General features: G+C 58.2%; 18 protein-coding genes. 16 read left to right on the plus strand and 2 right to left on the minus strand.

Annotated elements, in window-relative coordinates; translation table 11 throughout:
- Positions 1-66 precede the first annotated feature (66 nt).
- The 7 genes from lepA to pdxJ are packed head-to-tail and all read left to right on the plus strand — an operon-like array spanning position 67 to position 6,167.
- Positions 67-1,869, plus strand: a complete 1,803-nt coding sequence (gene lepA, locus ASQ50_RS16620; protein ID WP_058091742.1) for a translation elongation factor 4 — start codon at positions 67-69, stop codon at positions 1,867-1,869.
- A 15-nt stretch (positions 1,870-1,884) separates the two neighbouring features.
- A complete protein-coding gene (gene lepB / locus ASQ50_RS16625) occupies positions 1,885-2,673 on the plus strand; it encodes a signal peptidase I (protein ID WP_058091720.1) in 789 nt (262 codons plus the stop codon).
- A 25-nt stretch (positions 2,674-2,698) separates the two neighbouring features.
- Complete coding sequence (locus ASQ50_RS16630) at positions 2,699-3,085, plus strand: DUF4845 domain-containing protein (protein WP_058091741.1); 387 nt, start codon at positions 2,699-2,701, stop codon at positions 3,083-3,085.
- Positions 3,082-3,771 carry a ribonuclease III gene (rnc, locus tag ASQ50_RS16635; protein ID WP_058091719.1) on the plus strand — a complete coding sequence of 230 codons (690 nt, stop codon included), beginning with the start codon at positions 3,082-3,084 and terminating at the stop codon, positions 3,769-3,771. The genes ASQ50_RS16630 and rnc overlap by 4 nt, the downstream gene beginning before the upstream one ends.
- A complete protein-coding gene (era, locus tag ASQ50_RS16640; protein ID WP_058091718.1) occupies positions 3,771-4,688 on the plus strand; it encodes a GTPase Era in 918 nt (305 codons plus the stop codon). The genes rnc and era overlap by 1 nt, the downstream gene beginning before the upstream one ends.
- 7 nt (positions 4,689-4,695) lie before the next feature.
- Entirely contained in the window at positions 4,696-5,436 is a 741-nt protein-coding gene (gene recO, locus ASQ50_RS16645; protein ID WP_058091717.1) for a DNA repair protein RecO, read from the plus strand.
- Positions 5,433-6,167: a pyridoxine 5'-phosphate synthase gene (pdxJ, locus tag ASQ50_RS16650; protein WP_058091716.1), complete on the plus strand. Its 735-nt coding sequence runs from the start codon at positions 5,433-5,435 to the stop codon at positions 6,165-6,167. Before recO ends, pdxJ begins: the two co-directional genes overlap by 4 nt.
- Positions 6,168-6,174: 7 nt before the next feature.
- Here pdxJ and ASQ50_RS16655 read toward each other — a convergent pair whose 3' ends face one another.
- Positions 6,175-9,045 carry an ATP-binding protein gene (locus ASQ50_RS16655; RefSeq protein ID WP_058091715.1) on the minus strand — a complete coding sequence of 957 codons (2,871 nt, stop codon included), beginning with the start codon at positions 9,043-9,045 and terminating at the stop codon, positions 6,175-6,177.
- A 226-nt stretch (positions 9,046-9,271) separates the two neighbouring features.
- Here ASQ50_RS16655 and cysM point away from each other — a divergent pair, with 226 nt between their 5' ends.
- From cysM to ASQ50_RS16680, 5 genes are all read left to right on the plus strand, one after another.
- A complete protein-coding gene (gene cysM, locus ASQ50_RS16660) occupies positions 9,272-10,165 on the plus strand; it encodes a cysteine synthase CysM (protein WP_058091714.1) in 894 nt (297 codons plus the stop codon).
- 41 nt (positions 10,166-10,206) lie between these two features.
- On the plus strand, positions 10,207-11,550 hold the full coding sequence (gene rlmD, locus ASQ50_RS16665) for a 23S rRNA (uracil(1939)-C(5))-methyltransferase RlmD (RefSeq protein WP_058091713.1): 1,344 nt from the start codon (positions 10,207-10,209) through the stop codon (positions 11,548-11,550).
- An 85-nt stretch (positions 11,551-11,635) separates the two neighbouring features.
- A complete protein-coding gene (gene relA, locus ASQ50_RS16670; RefSeq protein ID WP_058091712.1) occupies positions 11,636-13,873 on the plus strand; it encodes a GTP diphosphokinase in 2,238 nt (745 codons plus the stop codon).
- Positions 13,870-14,709 carry a nucleoside triphosphate pyrophosphohydrolase gene (mazG, locus tag ASQ50_RS16675; RefSeq protein ID WP_058091711.1) on the plus strand — a complete coding sequence of 280 codons (840 nt, stop codon included), beginning with the start codon at positions 13,870-13,872 and terminating at the stop codon, positions 14,707-14,709. The genes relA and mazG overlap by 4 nt, the downstream gene beginning before the upstream one ends.
- A gap of 148 nt (positions 14,710-14,857) precedes the next feature.
- A complete protein-coding gene (locus ASQ50_RS16680) occupies positions 14,858-15,202 on the plus strand; it encodes a hypothetical protein (protein WP_058091710.1) in 345 nt (114 codons plus the stop codon).
- 79 nt (positions 15,203-15,281) lie between these two features.
- Here the strand turns inward: ASQ50_RS16680 and ASQ50_RS16685 are convergent, their stop codons facing one another.
- Complete coding sequence (locus ASQ50_RS16685; RefSeq protein WP_058091709.1) at positions 15,282-15,515, minus strand: hypothetical protein; 234 nt, start codon at positions 15,513-15,515, stop codon at positions 15,282-15,284.
- Between the two features lie 104 nt (positions 15,516-15,619).
- Between ASQ50_RS16685 and ppc the strand changes: the two genes are divergently transcribed.
- The 4 genes from ppc (at position 15,620) to tsaB (ending at position 21,313) form a co-directional block, all read left to right on the plus strand.
- Complete coding sequence (gene ppc / locus ASQ50_RS16690) at positions 15,620-18,265, plus strand: phosphoenolpyruvate carboxylase (protein ID WP_076657243.1); 2,646 nt, start codon at positions 15,620-15,622, stop codon at positions 18,263-18,265.
- Between the two features lie 57 nt (positions 18,266-18,322).
- The gene (locus ASQ50_RS16695; RefSeq protein ID WP_058091708.1) at positions 18,323-19,693 is read left to right on the plus strand and encodes an HDOD domain-containing protein; all 1,371 of its coding nucleotides are present in this window, start codon (positions 18,323-18,325) and stop codon (positions 19,691-19,693) included.
- Positions 19,694-19,921: 228 nt separating this feature from the next.
- A complete protein-coding gene (gene adk, locus ASQ50_RS16700; protein ID WP_058091707.1) occupies positions 19,922-20,575 on the plus strand; it encodes an adenylate kinase in 654 nt (217 codons plus the stop codon).
- A 33-nt stretch (positions 20,576-20,608) separates the two neighbouring features.
- A complete protein-coding gene (gene tsaB, locus ASQ50_RS16705) occupies positions 20,609-21,313 on the plus strand; it encodes a tRNA (adenosine(37)-N6)-threonylcarbamoyltransferase complex dimerization subunit type 1 TsaB (protein WP_058091706.1) in 705 nt (234 codons plus the stop codon).
- Positions 21,314-21,407 lie beyond the last annotated feature (94 nt).

Genomic DNA, 21,407 nt, shown 5'->3' on the forward strand with positions numbered 1-21,407 from the left:
CGTTCCCGGACCCGGTAGCGGCCATTCCGGGCTCAACCCTACGTCTTATATGAGTAATCATTGTCTGTGACTGAACTGAGCCGAATCCGTAACTTTTCCATTATTGCCCACATTGACCACGGTAAATCCACACTGGCGGATCGTTTTATCCAGATATGCGGTGGCCTGACGGACCGCGAAATGGCCGAACAAGTGCTTGACTCCATGGACCTGGAGCGGGAACGGGGCATTACCATCAAGGCCCAGAGCGTAACGCTCAACTACACCGCCAGAGACGGTGAAACCTACAAGTTGAATTTCATCGACACCCCCGGCCACGTGGATTTTTCCTATGAGGTATCCCGTTCCCTCTACGCCTGTGAAGGTGCGCTTCTGGTGGTAGATGCAGGCCAGGGTGTGGAAGCCCAGTCGGTAGCCAATTGTTATACCGCCATTGAGCAGGGGCTTGAGGTGGTGCCGGTACTGAACAAGATGGACCTACCCCAGGCGGAGCCGGAGCGGGTGGCGGCGGAAATTGAGGACATCATCGGCATTGAAGCCGCCGATGCTGTACGCTGCAGTGCCAAGAGTGGTCTGGGCGTGGAAGATGTACTTGAGGATCTGATCAAGAAGATTCCGCCACCGAAGGGTGACCGCAGTGCGCCTCTGCAGGCGCTGATTATCGATTCCTGGTTCGATAACTATCTGGGCGTGGTATCCCTGGTTCGGGTGACCGAGGGCGTTCTGCGCAAAGGCGACAAGATTGTCATCAAATCCACCAGAAAAGCCTGGAATGCAGATAAGGTGGGTATCTTTAATCCGAAACCCACAGACACCGATGTTCTGGAAGCCGGTGACGTAGGCTTTGTGGTGGCGGGTATCAAGGATATTCACGGCGCGCCGGTGGGCGATACCATCGTGCATCAGAAGTTCGCCGACGAAACTCCGATGCTGCCGGGCTTCAAGAAGGTTCAGCCGCAGGTTTACGCGGGCCTGTTCCCGGTCAGCGCTGACGATTATGACGACTTCCGGGATGCCCTGGAAAAGCTGACGCTGAACGACGCCTCCCTGTTTTTTGAGCCAGAGAATTCTGACGCCCTCGGTTTCGGGTTCCGCTGTGGTTTCCTGGGCATGCTGCACATGGAAATTATCCAGGAGCGACTGGAGCGTGAGTACGATATCGATCTGATTACCACGGCGCCCACGGTAATCTATGAAGTCATTACCAAACAGGGTGAGACCCTGTCGGTGGACAACCCCTCGCGGCTTCCGGATATTGGCTCTATTGAGGAAATGCGTGAGCCCATTGTCGAGGCGAATATCCTGGTGCCCCAGGAACACCTGGGTAACGTTATTGCCCTGTGTGAAGAGAAGCGGGGTGTTCAGAAGAACATGCACTTTATGTCCACCCAGGTTCAGCTCACCTACGAGTTGCCGATGGCGGAAGTGGTGATGGATTTCTTCGATCGGATCAAATCAGCCAGTCGTGGTTTCGCTTCTCTGGATTACCACTTTGTGCGGTTCCAGCAGGCCAATCTGGTTCGACTGGACGTGTTGATTAACGGTGAACGGGTCGACGCCCTGGCTCTGATCGTTCATCGGGATCTGGCGCATCGCAAGGGACGCCAGCTGATCGAGAAGATGAAAGAGCTGATTCCCAGGCAGATGTTTGATATCGCCATCCAGGCGGCAATCGGAACCCAGGTGGTGTCACGGGTTACGGTCAAGGCATTGCGCAAGAACGTTACCGCCAAGTGTTACGGTGGGGACGTCAGCCGGAAGAAGAAACTGCTTCAGAAGCAGAAAGAAGGTAAAAAACGTATGAAGCAACTGGGCAATGTCGAGGTGCCTCAGGAAGCGTTTCTTGCTGTATTGAAAGTGGATAACTAAAACTAAGGCTCCCGGATGGATATTGATTTTCCGCTGGTACTGGTGGTTCTGACCTTCGCGACCGGATTGATCTGGCTGGCGGATAAAGTGTTTTTCAGCAAACGGCGCCAGGCAGCCGGCCCAGACGTTGGCGGTGCCACGTCTGATGAAGCTGCCGAGACCAGTGAACCCTGGTTGGTCGACCTGAGCCGATCGTTCTTCCCGGTGCTGGCCATTGTTCTGGTGCTTCGTTCGTTTCTGGTAGAACCCTTTCAGATTCCCTCCGGTTCGATGCTGCCGACCCTCGAGGTTGGTGACTTTATTCTGGTAAACAAGTACGCCTATGGGCTTCGGCTGCCAGTGGCCGGCACCAAGGTGGTGTCAATAGGTGATCCCGAGCGTGGTGATGTTATGGTGTTTCGTTATCCGGAGGATGGCGCCACCAACTACATCAAGCGAGTGATTGGTTTGCCGGGTGACCGGGTGCGCTATCGCGATAAACAGCTGTTTATCAATGATGAACCGGTGGCCAGGGAGTTTGTGGCCCGGCTTCCGCCCATGGAGCGCTGGCGTGAGGAAGTGGGCGGTGTGGAGCACGATGTGTATCTGACCCTGGGCCGGGTTGCCGGCAACGGGGAAGGTGAATGGCTGGTGCCTGAGGGCCACTACTTTGTCATGGGGGATAACCGGGACAACAGTAACGACAGCCGGTTCTGGGGCACTGTTCCTGATGAACTTGTGGTCGGGAAGGCGTTCGCCATCTGGATGCACTGGAAATCGCTGACAAGTCTGCCATCTTTTGACCGAGTGGGTAGCATAGACTAACCCCGTTGTGCCGGAGACAAACATGATGAAAAAGAATAATCCCGTCGGATTGCAGCAGCAGGGCGGCAGCGCTCTGACCATGCTGATTGTGGCGCTGTTTTTTGGCAGTCTGCTGGCCCTGGGGCTGAAAATTGGCCCCGCTTATCTGGACGATTTTACCATTCAGGAAGCACTGGAAGGCCTTGATGGCACCGAGGGTTTGTCGCGTATGGGGCCGGCGGAAGTGCGCAACCTGATCAACCGGCGGTTGAGCGTCAATAACATTAGAGGTTTTGACGCCAAGCAGATCAGCGTTGAGAAAAATGGCGAGTTCGTGGTCATCAAGGTGGACTACGAGGTTCGCAACCACCTATTCGGAAACGTGGACACCATCGTTCATTTCCAGCACGAGTATGAGTTAAAGGGACAGTGAGTTCACAACCAGATCTGGATCAATTACAGCGTCGTATCGGATACATCTTCAAGGAACCCGAGCGGTTGCTGTTGGCCCTGACCCACAGAAGTTACGGGAACCAGAACAATGAGCGCCTGGAGTTCCTTGGGGATTCCATCGTTAATATGGTCATTGCAGAGCACTTGTATCTGCACTTCGAGAAAGCCCGGGAAGGCCAGTTGAGCCGGCTCCGGGCGCGGATGGTCAAAGGCGTGACGCTCGCCGAGATCGGTCGCGAGTTCCAGCTGGGGCAGTATCTCCGGCTGGGCTCGGGAGAACTCAAAAGTGGAGGATATCGGCGCGAGTCGATTCTGGCAGATGCGGTGGAGTCCATTATTGGTGCCATCTATCTGGACAGCGATTTTCATACCTGCCGCGAGCAGGTACTGCGCTGGTTCGAGCATCGCCTGGCCAATCTGGATATTCAGGACACCCAGAAAGATCCGAAAACCCGGTTGCAGGAATACCTGCAATCCCGGCAGTTCCCGCTGCCCCGTTATGAAGTGATTTCAGTGGATGGTGAAGCCCATGAGCAGACGTTCCACGTCTCCTGTGCCTTGCCCTCGCTGGACCGAAAGACCAGTGGCACCGGCAGCAGTCGCCGCATCGCAGAGCAGCAGGCTGCCCGTAATGCCCTCAAGCAATTGGGCGTGGAGAACTCCTGATGAACGATATTACCCGCCCAGAAGATCCGGACAGCCGTTGCGGCTTCGTGGCTATTGTTGGCCGGCCGAACGTGGGCAAGTCCACGCTTCTGAACCATATCCTGGGGCAGAAACTGAGTATCACCTCCCGCAAACCCCAGACCACCCGACACCAGGTGCTGGGTATCAAGACAGACGGACCGGTGCAGGCCATCTATGTGGACACCCCCGGCATGCACGAAGACGAGCCCCGTGCGCTGAACCGTTATATGAACAAAGCGGCCTCTTCGGCGCTGATTGATGTAGACGTGGTGGTGTTCGTGGTGGACCAGCTGGCGTGGACCACCGCCGATGACATGGTGCTGGAGAAACTGTCGCGGTTGACATGCCCGGTTATCCTCGCGGTTAACAAGGTGGACAAGGTTGAGAACCGGGACAAGCTGCTGCCGCACCTTGAGGCACTGTCCAAAAAGCGGGAATTCGCCGAAATTATCCCGTTGTCGGCGCTCAAAGAAACCAACCTCCAGCCTTTGCAGGACGCTGTGGGACGTTTCCTGCCCCAGAGTGTGCACTTTTACCCCGATGACCAGATTACGGATCGCAGCGAGCGCTTCATGGCGTCGGAGATGGTGCGGGAAAAAATTACCCGCCAGCTGGGCGCGGAATTGCCGTATTCCGTGGCAGTGGAGATCGAGGAGTTCAAGCACGAGGGTAAAACCCTGCATGTCTCGGCCTTGATTCTGGTGGAACGGGAAGGCCAGAAGAAGATCATTATCGGTGACAAGGGCGAGCGCCTGCGCCGCATTGGTCAGGAAGCCCGTGTGGATATGGAGCGCATGTTTGGCTCCAAGGTTATGTTACGTTTATGGGTGAAGGTAAAGCGCGGCTGGGCAGACAGCGACCGGGCATTGAAAAGCCTTGGCATGAGCGATTTCTGAGGCCGTTATGAAGGGAGCGGTGCAGCAGGAGCCCGCTTATGTGATTCACCGGCGCCCCTGGCGGGAAACCGCCTTGCTGGTGGATCTGTTTACCCTGAACCATGGCCGTATGAGCCTGGTGGCGCGCGGCGCCAACAGCGCTAAAAGTCCCCTCAAAGCCCAGTTGCAGCCCTTCCAACCATTGTTGGTAGACTGGACCGGCAAAAGTGACCTGAAAACACTGGTGCAGCTTGAAGTCCGATCAGCACCGCTGCTCTCGCAAACCCGTGCTTTGTACAGCGGCCTCTACATCAACGAATTGCTGCAGCGCATTCTGCCACCGGCAGACCCTCATCCCACCCTGTTTGCCAGTTACATAGAAAGCCTGCAGGCTCTCGGGTCACTGGCGGTCAAGACCGATGTGGAGCCGATCTTGCGGCACTTTGAGCGGGCGTTTGCAGGCGCCCTCGGGTATGACTTTGCCTGGGATGAAGCCACCGATACCGGCTTGCCAGTGGAGGCTGGTGGTTACTACGGTTATGATCCGGTTCAGGGTATTGTGTCTGCTGCTGCCACCGGGGTTCGCCTGCAGCAGATCCCGGGCGAGGCGTTACTGGCCCTGGCCGGTGGCGACTTCACCGGTGAGGTGCCGCGCAGGGCAGCCAAGCGGGTCATGCGCGTTCTGGTGGATTATCTGTTGCAGGGTAAACCTTTGCACAGCCGCAACCTGTTCAGCCATTCAGTTTCATCATCAGGGAGAACCCCATGAATTCCAGAGTGTTGCTCGGTGTGAATATTGACCATGTAGCTACATTACGCCAGGCCCGGGGCACCCGCTACCCAGACCCGGTTCAGGCGGCACTGGTGGCCGAGGAAGCGGGGGCCGATGGCATTACCATTCACCCCCGGGAAGACCGCCGGCACATCCAGGACAGAGACGTACTGCTGCTGAGGGAAATCCTGCAGACCAAGATGAACCTGGAAATGGCGGTCACCGATGCCATGCTGGCCTTTGCCGAACAGGTGCGGCCGGAGTGTGTCTGCCTGGTGCCTGAGAAACGCGAAGAATTGACCACCGAGGGTGGGCTGGATGTCGACGGTCAGGAAGAGCGTGTGGCCAAGGCCTGCGACCGGCTGGCAAAGATTGGGGCCGAAGTGTCACTGTTCATTGACCCGGACCCAGTGCAGATAGACGCCGCTGTGCGCTGTGGTGCGCCGGTTGTCGAGCTGCACACCGGCGAATACGCAGAAGCACAGGACCCGGCTGTTCGGGAAAAAGCGTTCAAACAGCTGGCCGATGCCGTAACCTATGCCCGCAAAAAAGGGCTGATTGTGAACGCCGGCCACGGCCTGCATTATCACAACACCGAGCGGGTGGCGGCGATTCCCGGCATTAACGAATTGAACATCGGCCACGCCATTGTGGCCAGGGCGGTGTTCACCGGCCTGAAAGAGGCGGTTCGGGAGATGCGCGCCATTCTTGAACGCGCCCGGCCCTGAACCTGTCTCAGGTGGTCTCTGGCTGGCGCTGCTGCTCCCTGAACAGCTGCTGCCAGTCGGTTTGTTCACTCCAGACCTGCAGCCGGTCCATGGCTGCCAGCAGTTGGTCCTTCTGTAGCTCCATATCCGGTGCCTGGCATTTCAGGGCGGTCTCAAACCGGTTGGCGGCGGTTCTCAGCTCCGGTACGCCGCAGTAACGGGTTGCGCCGTGGAGCTTGTGTACGCATTCAAGCAGCTCGTCAGTCTCATTGTTGTTCCACAGCTCGGTTACCCGCCCGATGTCCGTGTGCAGCTGTTCCAGCAACATGCTGAACAGTTCCTCTGCCAGATCGGCCTTGCCAGCGGCCAGCTGAATGCTTTCATCAACACTGACGCAATCCTGCTGCATTCGACGGTTCGATGGTCTCAGGGTGCGGCGGGTGTCCCGGACTTCCGAGATTTTGAAACTGTCGTTGCTGCTCTTGCAATCGTAACCCGTGTATTCACGAATCAACTGGACCAGCTGGGTGCTGCTGATCGGTTTTGGCATGTAACCGTCGAAGCCTTGCTGAGTCAGTCTTTCCTGTTCATCGGCCAGGGCATGGGCGGTCAGGGCGATGATCGGGGTATGGTGAGAGCCGGTATCCAGATCCCGGATTCGGGCGGTGGTTTCCACACCATCCATGCCAGGCATTTGCAGGTCCATGAACACCAGGTCAAAGGGCTTCTGCCGGGCCTTGGTCAGCGCCTCGAAGCCGCTTGAGGCGCCCTCTGCTTCAAGCCGGCAGTCCTGCAGCAAGGTCATCACCAGTTTCAGGTTGGCGTCATTGTCGTCCACGGCCAGTACACGAGGAACTTTTGAGGGGCCGTTGCTTCTCAGTGGCAGGGACGCTTCTCCTGCTCCCCGGTTACTGGCCTGGATACCGTGGATCAACAGCAGCAGCTCGTCGTAGAACGCATCCCGGCAGACCGGCTTGGTCAGGTGCCCGCTGGACAGTCCGGACAGCGGCGTGTCATGGGTTTCCAGGGTCGGGGTCAGCAGCAGTGTCCGGCAATCCCGCTCCACTTCCAGCGAGCGCACCATGTTGCAGTACTGGCTGGAGTTCAGCAGGTGGCGGGTAATGCCGATGATGGCGGCGGCGTAGCCCTCCTGCTTGCGCTGGGCTTCCTCCACATGCTCTATTAGGGCAGCCGGCGACGCTACCCGTTGTACGGTCATACCCCAGTCCCGTAACAGGTGTTCAACGGCGAGACCGGTGGTTTTCTGTTGTTCGAGGTAGATAATCCGCTCGCCGCGCAGGGCGTCTTTCGGCGCGCTGGTGTCGGCGGCGGCAGACAGTTCCGGCGTGAGGGTGAACCAGAAGGTGGAGCCCTTGCCGAGCTCGCTTTCCAGGCCAATCTTGCCGCCCATCTCTTCCACCAGCCGCTTGGAAATGGCCAGCCCCAGCCCGGTGCCGCCGTACTGCCTGGCTGTTGAGGCGTCGGCCTGGCTGAAGGCATTAAACAACGACTGCTGCTGGGCCCGGGACAGGCCCACGCCAGAGTCGGTAATGCTCAGGCGCAGGGTTACCCGATTGCTGTCGGGTGTTTCGTCTTCCAGGCTGGCCCGCAGCACCACTTCACCGGTCTGGGTGAATTTGATGGCGTTATTGACCAGGTTGGTGATGACCTGCTTCACCCGCAGCGGGTCACCCATGATGTTGTCCGGTACGTCGTTATAGACCAGCTGCACCAGGTCCAGGTTCTTGGCGTGGGCCGCCGGTGCCAGCATCACCATCACCTCTTCCACGATATCCCTGAGCTGGAATGGTACCCGGTCGAGAATCAGCTTGCCGGCCTCGATCTTGGAGAAATCCAGAATGTCGTTAATGATCGTCAGCAGAATCTCGGACGATTTCCGGATGGTGTTCAGGTGGTCCCGTTGCTGGCGAGGCAGGGGGCTTTTCAGCAGCAACTCGGTAAAGCCGATGATGCCATTCAGCGGCGTGCGGATTTCATGGGACATGTTGGCCAGGAACTCGGATTTGATCCGGCTGGCCTCCAGGGCTTCCTTGCGGGCGAAATCCAGTTCGATATTCTGGATTTCAATGGTTTCCAGCGTTTCCCGGAGGTCTTCCGTGGCCTGGTCGATGTTCTGCTGCATTTCCGCCTGGGCCTTGCTGAGCTCGGAGGCCATGTCATTCAGGCCGGATTCCAGTTGTTCGAACTCTGGGCCAGCACCGGTGTAGACGCGGGTGTCGAGCTTGCCTTCCTTGAGCCTGGCTACTGCTTCATTGAGCTGGAACACCGGGTCGGTAAAGGCCCGGCTCAGGCGCAGGGCTATGGCCATGCTGAGCAGTACCCCGCCAATCACCAGAAGCAGCGAAATCAGTAGTGCTTTGTAGGTTTCCTTTTCAGTGCGGACATGGGACATCTCCACCGCAACCCAGCCCAGGGGTTCCTGTAGCCGGGTGGCCGACTGCCGGACATCCGGGTCGAGCATGGTCTCGATCATCAGATCCTGTAGATAAACCGGGGTGACAAACCGGGTGCTGCTGTCCCGGGTAATCTTTACCGCCAGGTCCGGCTTCAGGGAGGATTCGTCGATGGCATCGGCGCCACCCGGGCCGGTATGGAGCAGGCGGCGGCCGTCTGGCGAGAAGAAGGTGATCGAGCGGACATCCTGCTCTTCCAGGAGGGCGTTGGACAAGCTGCTCAGCAGGCTGCGGTTGGCGGTGAACAGGCCATACTCGGAGCCGGCAGCGAGTTGGCGGGACAGGGATTCACCCCGATCCCTCAGCAGGTTCTCGATGTTGTTGACCCAGCTGTAGGTGAAAAACAGCCCCAGTAACAATGTGGTCAACAAGGTGGGAACCAGCGTTACCACCAATACTTTTTTGCGAATGCCCCAGCGCCGCATAGATATGTTCCTGCTAGTTTCCTGAGCCTGGCCGGGCCGATCTTTCCCGGAACCGGCACTTCCCTGTGTTATGAGCATAGTTGATCTGATTCCCGAAAACTGTGGTAAAGGTTCCGGGAACAAACAGTTATAGCCGCGGGTCATGGATATAGCGACAAGCTGTATTGGGACAATGCGGCCATAAAGCGTATGATTCGAACCCAAAAGTGTATCACAGGGTTTCGCTATGATTTTCCCGACCATTGAAGATTATGTAGGGCATACCCCTCTGGTTCGTTTGCAGCGTCTGCCGGGGGAAACCTCCAATGTCATTTTGGCCAAGCTGGAAGGCAATAACCCGGCGGGCTCGGTGAAGGACCGGCCTGCCATCAGCATGATTCAGGAAGCCGAACGCCGTGGTGAAATCAAGCCAGGCGATACCCTGATTGAAGCGACTTCCGGAAACACCGGCATCGCCCTGGCGATGGCTGCGGCGATCAAGGGTTACAGGATGGTGCTGATCATGCCGGCTCACATGAGTGAGGAACGCCGCGCTTCCATGCGGGCATACGGTGCGGAGATTGTTACCGTCAGCAAGGAAGAGGGCATGGAGGGTGCCCGGGATCTGGCTGCGCGGATGGAGTCGGAAGGCAAGGGTAAAGTGCTGGATCAGTTCAGCAACCCGGATAACCCGCTGGCCCATTACCGCACTACCGGCCCCGAAATCTGGGAGCAGACCCAGGGCAAAGTCACTCACTTTGTCAGCTCTATGGGTACTACCGGCACCATTATGGGGGTGTCCCGTTACCTGAAAGAACGTAATCCCGACATTCAGATTATCGGGTTGCAGCCGGAAGATGGCGCATCCATCCCCGGTATCCGCCGCTGGCCCGAGGCTTACCTGCCGTCTATCTACGACGCTGCCCGGGTAGACCAGGTGCTGGACATTGGCCAGAAAGAAGCAGAAGACACCATGAGGGCGCTGGCCGCCAAAGAAGGTATTTTCTGTGGTGTGTCGTCTGGTGGCTCCATTGCCGCTGCCCTCAAATTGTCCCGTGAGGTTGAAAACGCGGTGATCGTGGCCATTATCTGTGACCGCGGAGATCGATACCTGTCTACCGGTGTTTTTCCAGGCGCCTGAACCGGTCATCCAAGCCGGCTAAACAAGAGAGAACTACCCTTATGAGTAAGCGTCGCCGCAAGGTTCTGCCCCAGGAACCGGTGCGTTGTGAAATTGAGACCCTTGGCCACGACGGCCGGGGTATTGCCCGGGCCGACGGTAAAGTCCAGTTTGTGGATGGTGCTCTGCCTGGTGAAACGGTGATGGCCAAGATGGTCAGCACCCGCAGCAAGTTCGATGAGCTGCGTACCCTGGAGGTTCTGGAAGTGGCTCCTGACCGCCAGCAACCGCCCTGTGAGTTTGCCGACCTTTGTGGTGGCTGCAGCCTTCAGCACATGAGTGCCGATGCTCAGATTCGGTTCAAGGAAGACACGCTGAGGGAGCATTTTGCCCATTTTGGAGGCATCGAGCCCCAGGAGTGGGTTGAACCCATGCGCTCGCCCGATACCCTGGGGTATCGTCGCAAAGCCCGCCTGGGCGTGCGCTATGTCAAAGCCCGAGAGTCGGTGTTGGTAGGATTCCGGGAAAAGCGCAACAGCTTCCTGACCGATATCGACCGCTGTGTGGTGCTCGACCCTCGCATTGGTGACCGCATCAAACCCCTGCGGGAATTGCTGCATGGCATGGCAGCCTTCGACCGGATTGCGCAGGTAGAGGTGGCCTGTGGTGATGATGTTGCGGCCATGGTGTTCCGCAATATGGACGAACTGGTTCCCGAAGATCGGGAAAAGCTGATCGCCTTTGGCCAGGCCCATGACTTGCATATCTATCTTCAGCCCAAGGGGCCGGACACCGTGCACCGCATCTGGCCGGAATCGTCCGGTCGTGAGGGTGAGCGCCTGACCTACAGCCTGGAGGAGTTTGACTTGACCATGAAGTACCATCCGATGGACTTCACTCAGGTCAATGCCGGTATCAATCAGAATATGGTTCATCGCGCAGTGGAGTGGCTGGATGTTCAGCCCGGTGAGCGGGTGCTGGATCTGTTCTGTGGCCTTGGTAACTTTACCTTGCCGTTGGCTCGCAAAGGCGGTCAGGTGGTCGGCGTCGAAGGCGATGATGCCATGGTGGTGCGCGGCCGCGAGAACGCACAGCTCAATGGCCTGGATAATGTTGAATTCTTCGGAGCCGACCTGCACGGAGACTTTACCGGTCAGAGCTGGGCCAAGGAGGGGTTCGACAAGATTCTGATCGATCCGCCCCGTTCCGGCGCGGAAGACATCTGCAAGTACCTCACGGCGTTTGGGGCCCGCAGGATTGTCTATGTTTCATGTAATCCGGCCACTCTGGCGAGAGATGCCGGCGTCATGGTGCGTAACGGTTATCGCCTGGTGCGCGCGGGTGTGATGGATATGTTCCCCCACACCACCCATGTAGAATCCATTGCTCTGTTTGAGCGTGAATGACTCTGACTGAACACTCGACAGTCAGATGCCGGGTCGCCAGGATCGCGACCCGGGTAACCGGAAAATCAGTGGGTATGCCTCTGCTATGGTAAAAGTTCGGGAAGATTATTCGGTCACTGGTGATGGCGAAATCGACATTGATCGTTGTGTTCGCCACATTGCTGAACAGACGCACCTGGATAATCCGGAGCAGCTCCGGCAGGCCTGTGAAAAGGCGGCGAGGATTGCCGTGCAGGCATTCCGGGAAGATCGCCTATGGGCGCCGGGCTCCAGCAGTTTCCGAACAGGCCTCGAAATGGCCCAGGTGCTGGCTGAACTGCATCTGGACCAGGCCAGTCTGGTGGCTGCCGTCTTGTACCGGGCCGTGCGTGAAGAGCGGGTACCGCTGGAAGAGATCCGCAAGGAGTTTGGCGACGAGGTTGCCGGGCTGATCAACGGTGTGCAACAGATGGCGGCCATTTCGTCAGTTCATCACCCGCTCAAAGGCAATGTGCTGGGCCAGAGTGAAGGGCAACTCGACAATGTCCGGAAAATGCTGGTTACCATGATTGATGATGTCCGGGTGGCGTTGATCAAGCTGGCCGAACGGACCTGTGCGATTCGGGCAGTCAAGGATGCGCCGGAAGAGAAGCGCATGCGGGTGGCCAGGGAAGTCTTCGATATCTACGCGCCCCTGGCGCACCGGCTGGGTATTGGTCATATCAAGTGGGAACTGGAGGATCTTTCTTTCCGGTACCTGCACAGCTCCGCGTACAAAAAGATCGCCAAACTGCTGGATGAGAAACGGTTGGACCGGGAAGGCTATATCCGGCGGGTCATCGAGACCCTGCAAACCGAACTTCAGGCCTCGGGCATCAAGGGTGAGCTCACTGGCCGGGCCAAACATATCTACAGCATCTGGCGCAAAATGCGCCGCAAGGGTATCGATTTCTCCCAAGTCTATGATGTCCGCGCGGTGCGCATCCTGGTGCCGGAAGTCCGGGACTGCTATGCCGCTCTGGGTATTGTCCACACCCTGTGGCGGCATATTCCCAACGAGTTTGACGACTACATCGCCAACCCCAAGGAAAACGGCTACCAGTCGCTCCATACGGCGGTGATTGGCCCGGAAGGCAAGGTGATGGAAGTGCAGATCCGCACCCATGCCATGCACGAGGAAGCCGAGCTGGGTGTTTGTGCCCATTGGCTATACAAGGGTACCGACAAGAATAACAAGTCCACCGGCTACGATGCCAAGATCAACTGGCTGCGGCAGGTGCTGGAGTGGCAGGAAGAATTGGGAGACCTGTCTGGTTTAGCTGATCACCTCAAGTCAGACGTCGCCTCGGATCGGGTTTATGTTTTCACTCCCGAAGGCCACGTGGTCGATTTGCCCCAGGGTGCCACACCGGTGGATTTCGCTTATCGGGTACACACCGAAATCGGTCACGCCTGCCGGGGTGCCCGGGTGAACAGCCGGATCGTCCCTCTGACCTATCCGCTGAAAACCGGCGACCAGGTATTTATCCTCACCTCCAACAACCCGGCGCCGAGCCGGGACTGGCTGAACCCAAGCCTGGGCTATATCCAGACATCCCGGGCCAGGGCAAAGGTTACCCACTGGTTCAAGCAACAGAATCGTGACCGTAATATCACAGACGGCCACGCTATCCTGGAAGACGAATTCAAGCGTTTGTCGCTGTACGATGTTGATCTGGGGGATTTGGCCAAAAAGGTGAATTACCACTCGCCAGACGATATGTTCGCCGCCATTGGGGCCGGCGATTTGCGGCCTGCGCACGTGGCGAACGTGGCGCAGCAGATGCTGGAGCCGAAGTCTGAACAGCTCGACCTGAAGCTGACCACTGCCCGCAAGAAGGATTATGACACCGAGTCAGATATCCAGATTCTGGGTGTGGGCAAACTCAAGACCCAGGTGGCCAAGTGCTGCAAACCGCTACCGGGTGATGCGATTGGCGGATATATCACGGTTGGGCGTGGTGTCACCGTGCACCGACAGGACTGCCTGACCTTCCTCAGCCTGAGGGAATTCGAGCCCAACCGGATCATCGAGGTGAACTGGGGTGGCAAGCCGGCCTCTGTGTACCCTGTCGATATCGAAATCGAAGCTTATGATCGCTCGGGGCTGTTGCGGGATATAACCCATGTGTTGTCGTCGTCCCGCAGTGACGTGCTGGCCCTGAATACCTTGACCAACAAGGATGAGAACATCGCTACCATGAGGGTGACGGTGGAAATCTCCAGCCTGGAACAGTTGGCGCGGTTGCTGGCCCAGATTCGCAACCTGCCGAACATCATCGACGTAAGGCGAAAGCGCGGATGAGCTATTCCATTGATGACCTGAAAACCCTGATGGCCCGGCTCCGGGAGCCAGACACGGGCTGCCCCTGGGACACCCGGCAGACGTTCGCCAGCATCGTGCCCCACACGATAGAAGAAGCCTACGAAGTGGCCGACGCCATTGAACAGGCGGATTACCCGCACCTGAAGGATGAGCTGGGAGACCTGCTGTTCCAGGTGATCTTCTACGCTCAGATGGGGCGTGAGGAAGGGCATTTCGATTTCGATAGCATCGTTGATCACCTGGTCCGCAAACTGATTCGCCGGCATCCCCATGTCTTCCCGGAAGGCACTCTGGAAAGCCGCATTGACCCGAGCAACCGTCCCAGCGAAGCCTGGATCAAGGAGAGCTGGGAGCGTATCAAGGCGGAGGAGCGGGCCGAGAAACCTGTTGTTGAGTCGTCGGTCAGCCGCCTGGATGGCATTGCACGAACCCTGCCGGCCATGGCCCGTGCCGAAAAATTGCAGCGCCGGGCTTCGCGCCATGGCTTTGACTGGCCTGAGGTTGGCCCGGTCTTCGACAAGCTTCACGAGGAGATCGATGAGCTGAAAGACGCATGGCAGGCCGCCCAGAATGGTAGTGGCGACCAGGATGCGGTCGAGGATGAACTGGGTGATCTGCTGTTCGTGTGCGTGAATTTGGCACGATTCATGAAGGTGGATCCTGAGCAGGCCCTGAACCGAACGAACCGCAAATTCGACGCACGTTTTCGGGCGATCGAAGCGGTGCTGGAACGTGAGGGGCGTGATCTGGATGAGGAGTCCCTTGAAGCGCTGGATGCCATATGGCAGAAGGTCAAGGGGGTTGAAAACCGTTAACGGTCAGTGCCTCGGAACAGTAGCCGATAAGTACAATCCGTTACCAATTTTCAGTCACTGAAATGTCATTCTTCGTCTACACTTCTAGTGCGGCTTGCACCATATCGGTGCGCTGTACCGTCAGATAAGATGCAGGGGTGAAGGCACCATGAAAATCAAAGATCTGGTCAAGCATTGGGACAAGCACGGTCGTGGTCGGCTCACTCGTGATGCCGCGTACCTGGCGTTGTCTGACCAGCATCACGAGCTGTTGCAGAAAGTGGCAGCGATGTATCCGATGAAATCCTCTCAAGACCTGATGCGTGATCTGATCTCCGCTGCGCTTGATGAGCTGGAAACCAGCTTTCCCTACGTTCAGGGCGACAAAGTGGTTGCTTATGATGAGGATGGTTTTGAGATCTACGAAGACCAGGGACTGACTCCGCGGTTTGTAGCCCTGAGCCAGAAGCATATCAAGCGCATCAAAGCCCGTCAGCTTGAATCGGTGGCCTGACGCCAGTACCGATTCAGCTCACCACCGGGTTCCATCAACCCAGGCGCCGTGCGCTTGGGTTGATGTCTGCTCGTCTATATTACTTTCCCTTGTCTGCCAGGCGATCCTTCAGCGGCCCCTGAGTAATCAGGTCGTCCAGGGCAGCGGCAATCATGTCATTGAGAATCTCGCTTTCGCTGCGATCTGGATAGAGTTCCGCCAGCGCGGCTACCCGGGCGGCGTCTTCAAGGGGCAGGCGCAGATTGTATTCGTGTGTACGTTCCGTCGCCTGTTTTTCCTGTTCCCAGTGCTGGGGCAAATCGGTCACTTTCATGGTGGCTCCTTGGGGCGAGGGGATTGAATCGCCAATAGACTTTTCGAACGGATCCTTAGTATCGTAAGTTTACTTCGTCTCCGTCAATTCAGAAGGAACTCAACGTGACCGAACTGCACCCCGATCTGCGAGAAAATGTGCGTCTGCTGGGCGAATTGCTGGGCCAGAGCATCCAGCGTTTTCCCGGGCAGGACTGCTACGAGAGGATTGAGGAGATTCGGGCTGCGGCCAAAGCTGACCGCCGGCAGGAGAGTGGCTCCGGGCAGCGCCTGGTAACACTCCTGGGGCAACTGAGCGACGATGAACTGTTGCCGGTCACCCGCGCCTTCAACCAGTTTCTCAACCTGGCGAACCTGGCCGAGCAGTACCATGGCATTCGCCGTAAGCAGGGCCACCCTTCCGACCTGATGGTAGAGTCCCTGGGTGAGGTCTTCGAGCGATTGAAATCCGGGGGCGTTGATCCTGAGGAATTGCATCAGCGGGTGGCTGACCTGCGGATTGAGTTTGTACTGACTGCCCACCCGACAGAAGTTGCCCGCCGTACCCTGATTCTGAAATACGATGAAATGTCGGATTGCCTGGCCCGGCTCGACCACGACGATCTGATGCCGGCGGAGCGTGATGAGATTGTGGCCCGCCTGTCACGGCTGATTACTGAGGCCTGGCACACCGACGAAATCCGCCATGAGCGGCCGACGGCTGTGGACGAGGCCAAGTGGGGCTTTGCGGTCATTGAGAACAGCCTCTGGCAGGCATTGCCCAGATTCCTTCGAAGCCTGGACCAGTCACTTTCTGATGCAACGGGCAAAGGCCTGCCCCTGCAGAATTCCCCGATTCGTATTGCCTCCTGGATGGGAGGGGACCGAGACGGTAACCCGAACGTGACTCACGATGTGACTCGTCAGGTCTTCCTGCTGGGCCGCTGGATGGCTGCCGATCTTTACCTGCGGGATATTCAGGCTCTGAGGGCCGAGTTATCCATGTGGCAGGCCAGTGATGAACTGAGGGCACGGGTCGGTGATTGCCGGGAGCCCTATCGTCAGGTACTGGCCGAGTTGCGGGAGCGCCTGGTCCGTACCCGGGACTGGGCCGAGGCCGGCGTTAAAGGCCTCGTAGCGGACGAGACCGGTATCCTGTTTGAGAACGAAGACCTGACGGCTCCCCTGGAGCTGTGTTATCGATCACTGATGGATTGCGGCCTGGAGCAAATTGCCAACGGCCCGCTGTTGGACACCATTCGCCGTGCTCACACATTCGGACTGCCGCTGATTCGCCTGGATATCCGGCAGGAGGCTTCCCGGCATGCGGAGGCGGTGGCAGAGATGGTGGATTACCTGGGGCTGGGAGACTATCTGTCCTGGTCGGAAGACGACCGGCAGGCATTCCTGCTGCGCGAGCTGCAAGGCCGCCGGCCACTGGTGCCCCGCAACTGGGAACCTTCAGAGTCAGTCAGGGAAGTGCTGGCTACCTGCGAGGTGGTGGCGGGCCAGACCCCGGAAGCGCTGGGTTCCTACGTTATCTCCATGGCCAGCAAGCCTTCAGATGTATTGAACGTGATCCTGTTGTTGCGGGAAGCGGGAATGAAGTTCCCGATGCGTGTGGTGCCTTTGTTTGAAACCCTCAGCGATCTTCAGGGTGCACCAGACAGCATGGCTGCCCTGTATCAGGTTGATTGGTACCGCGAGTACTGCCAGGGCCGCCAGGAGGTGATGATTGGCTATTCGGACTCGTCCAAGGACGCCGGCCAGCTGATGGCAGCCTGGGCCCAGTACCAGGCGCAGGAAAAACTCACCCAGGTGGCCCGCCAGTATGGCGTGCACCTGACCCTGTTCCACGGTCGCGGCGGCACGGTGGGCCGTGGTGGCGGCCCGGCGAACCGGGCGATTCTGTCGCAACCGCCGGGATCGGTAAACGGCAGTTTCCGGATTACCGAGCAGGGGGAAATGATCCGATTCAAGTTCGGTTTGCCCCGGCTGGCGGTACAAAGCCTTACCCTGTACACCACTGCCGTCATTGAGGCGACCCTGGCGCCACCGCCACAACCCGAGGACAGCTGGCGCGAGATGATGGACTGGCTGACCGAGCGTTCCCTCAAATCTTACCGGGAAGTGGTAAGGGAGAACCCGGATTTCGTGCCTTATTTCCGGCAGGTTACACCTGAAACTGCGCTGGGTAAGCTGGCCCTGGGCAGTCGACCGGCGCGCCGGAAAGCCACCGGTGGCGTGGAGAGTTTGCGAGCCATTCCCTGGATTTTTGCCTGGACCCAAATGCGCCTGATGCTGCCCAGTTGGCTGGGCAGCGATGTGGCCCTGGAGGAAGCCGCCCGGCATCAGCGCCTGCCAGAGCTGCGTGAGATGATGCGGGGCTGGCCGTTTTTCCGCACCTATGTCGACATGCTGGAAATGGTGCTGGCCAAAGCCGACCTGCGCATTGCCAGCTATTACGAGCAGACCCTGGTGGAGGATGAAAGCCTCAGGGCCCTTGGGGGTAGCCTCAGGGAACGGCTGAACGGCTGTATCGAGCGCGTGCTGGAGCTCAAGGATCAGCAAGCCCTGTTGGAGAGCGAACCGGTGTTTGCCCATTCCATGAGAGTGCGCAACCCCTACACGGACCCATTGCATTACCTTCAGGCGGAATTGCTCAAACGCGACCGCGAGAGTGAGGGCAAAGGTGAGGTGCCGGATATGGTGGAGCGGGCGCTGAAAGTCACCATGGCGGGCATCGCCGCTGGTATGCGTAATACGGGCTAACGTGCATAATAACGCCGGGGCCGGAAAGCCCTGAACCGGATAAAGGAGTCTTCCCCGTTGGCACTGTCAGAGCGACTGTCGCATTACCTCGCCCGCAAGGGTATCAGCTATCAGCAGATCGAAATTGCACCGGTAAGCAATCTCGATGCCGCGGTTCTTGCCTCTGGCAAGCCCCAGCATGATTTTATCCAGCCCACGCTGCTGATCGACATCAATGGTGTGGTCATGGCGGTGCATCGCTTTGACAGTACGTTGGATATGGACACCCTGCATCAGTTTACCGGGCGTCGCCTGCAGCCGCTAACCGCGCGCCAGACAGCAAGGCTGTTTGGCGACTGCGAGCCGGGATTCGTGCCACCGGTGGGGAATGCCTGGGACCTGCCGGTGCTGATTGACGAAGATCTCACCACCGCCGACCAGGTGGTGTTCTCAGCTGGCACCAACGATACCCTGGTTGTGATGGACGGCCGCTCGTTCCGGTTGGCACTGGCGGGTGCCCGGGAAGGGCATCTGGTTATCCGGGGGCAGGGTAATGGCTCCCGTGGCGCACTGAGCCTCGACGAAGTGGCTGACAAACTGCAGAAACTCTATCGTCTGCCGCCCATGCCGGCGCTGGCGTTGCGGATTCTGCGCCTGACCGCCAATACGGAAGCCACCGCCAGAGAGCTGGCGGAACTGATTGAGTTTGACCCGAGCATGACGGCCCAGATCATGCGCTACGCACGGTCGGCACTGTTCAATTACCCTGGTCAGATCAACTCGGTTCAGGAGGCCGTTACCCGGGTGCTGGGGTTTGATCGGGTCGCCCATATTGCCATGGGTATTGCATCGGTGAGGGCTTTTGATGTGCCCAGGGGTGGAATGCTGGGCATGGATAATTTCTGGCGTCACTCACTGTACTGTGCCTTCCTGTGCCAAAGTCTGGCGGCGCGCTCCGGCCGGGACAAGGGGCTGGCGTATCTGTGCGGGCTGTTGCACAACTTTGGCCTGTTGCTGGTGGGGCACCTGTTCCCCTCTGAATTTCAGGAACTGAACGCGCTTCGGGAGATCAACCCTGAAGCAAGCATGCATTCACTGGAACAGGAAGTGTTTGGCCATAGCGAGCGCCAGGATATCCTGGCGGTTGGCCATGGTGCCATTGGCGGTATTCTGCATCGGCTCTGGCAACTGCCGGAACCGGTCATCAAGGCGGCAGGCATGCACCAGCACCCGGGTTATCATGGTGAGCATGAAGAGTATGTTTTGATGGTCCAACTGGCGAATGCACTGCTGAAAGAGCAGGGTATTGGCGACGAGTTCAACCCGGATGATATCCCCGCACTGACAGAAGCGCTTGGCCTGGAGCCCGCAACACTGGCGCTGGTTCAGGAAGAAATCCAGGCGGTTGCAACCGACCTGGATGTGCTGGCGTCGTCGCTTGCATCCTGAGCAAAACGGCGTCAGGCTTCTGTGCCTGAAGCCCCCTGTGTTCCGGTAATTCCAACCATGATACGGAGGTCGACTTTCTCTGTCGGGGCGGACTTCGTATAATGCTGCCTCAATTTTGGGCAGGCGCGCCAGCAAGTGGGCCTGGAGGCCCTGAGAGGTTGTCGCAAAGGCGACGGTTTTTGCCGCAACTTTTCAAACGATAATATAAGACAACGGGAGCACAACGTTATGAGAATCATCATGTTAGGCGCGCCAGGCGCTGGAAAGGGTACTCAGGCTCAGTTCATTACCGAGCGTTTCGAGATCCCCCAGATCTCCACAGGCGACATGCTCCGTGCCGCCGTCAAGGCCGAGTCCGAACTGGGCAAGCAGGTCAAGGAAGTGATGGCCTCCGGTGGGCTGGTGTCTGACGATATCATCATCGCCCTGATCGACGAGCGTATTCAGCAGCCGGATTGCAAGAACGGTTTCCTGCTGGACGGTTTCCCACGCACCATTCCCCAGGCTGAAGCGCTTAAAAACCAGGGTATTACCATCGATTACGTGGTGGAAATCGCCGTTGAAGACGAAGAAATTGTCAGTCGTCTGTCTGGCCGTCGTGTGCACGAAGGCAGTGGCCGTATCTATCACGTGAAATACGATCCGCCCAAGGTAGAGGGCAAGGACGATGAGACCGGCGAACCGCTGGTACAGCGTGAAGACGACAAGGAAGAAACCGTACGCAAGCGCCTGAACATCTACCACGAGCAAACGGCGCCGCTGATTGGTTTCTACCAGGACTGGGCCAGCAAGGCACCTGCCGATGCGCCCAAGTACGTGCGCGTGGAAGGCATTGGTAGCCTGGACAGCATCCGCGACCAGATCCTGTCCCAGCTTAAGTAATCGAAACGGGAGTAGCCCGGGAGGCTTGATTCTGTGAAGCTTTTAGCACTGGATACGTCTTCTGAGGGCTGCTCCGCCGCTCTATGGCTGGATGGCCAGATCAGCGAGCGGTTTGAACTGGCCCCACGGGGCCACACCCGCCTGTTAATGCCCATGGTTCGCGAACTGCTCGCCGAACAGGGGCTTTCCCCGAAAGATCTTGACGCTCTGGCTTTTGCCCGTGGCCCGGGCTCCTTCACCGGTTTGCGCATTGCGACCGGGGTGATCCAGGGGCTTTCCTGGGGGCTCAATTTACCGGTTGTGCCGGTGTCGTCGCTGGCGGCTGTCGCCCTGGACGCCATTGAGCAGCACCGGTTGGCTGATGGAGAACACGTTGCGGTGGCCTTTGATGCCCGTATGGGCGAAGTCTACTGGGGTACCTTCCTGTGTCAGCAGGGGTTGCCGGTGTTGATCGGCGAGGAGCGGGTCTGCCCGCCCGGGGCGGTGAGCCTGCCGGGCTCAGACATATCGGCGAACTGGACTGGTGCTGGCCAGGGCTGGACATTAAAGGGCGATATGCCCGAAGTGGTGGTCTGCCGGATCAGAGCGGTGGATGACACCCTGGTGCCCCGGGCCGCCATGGTGGCCCGGTTGGCAGAACAGGATTTTCGCCATGGCATCGCGGTGCCGGCGGAGCTGGCGCAGCCGGTCTATATCCGGGATGAAGTGGCCTGGAAGAAACTGCCCGGCCGTGCGTGAAAGGTCGTTTTCTGATCAGAAATGTTGCCGCCTGCCTTTCCAAGAGGCCCCGGTTCTTCCATAATGCAGCAACACACTTGAACCGTTTCTGTGG

Origin of the sequence: Marinobacter sp. LQ44, assembly GCF_001447155.2 — a bacterium.
GTDB lineage: Bacteria > Pseudomonadota > Gammaproteobacteria > Pseudomonadales > Oleiphilaceae > Marinobacter.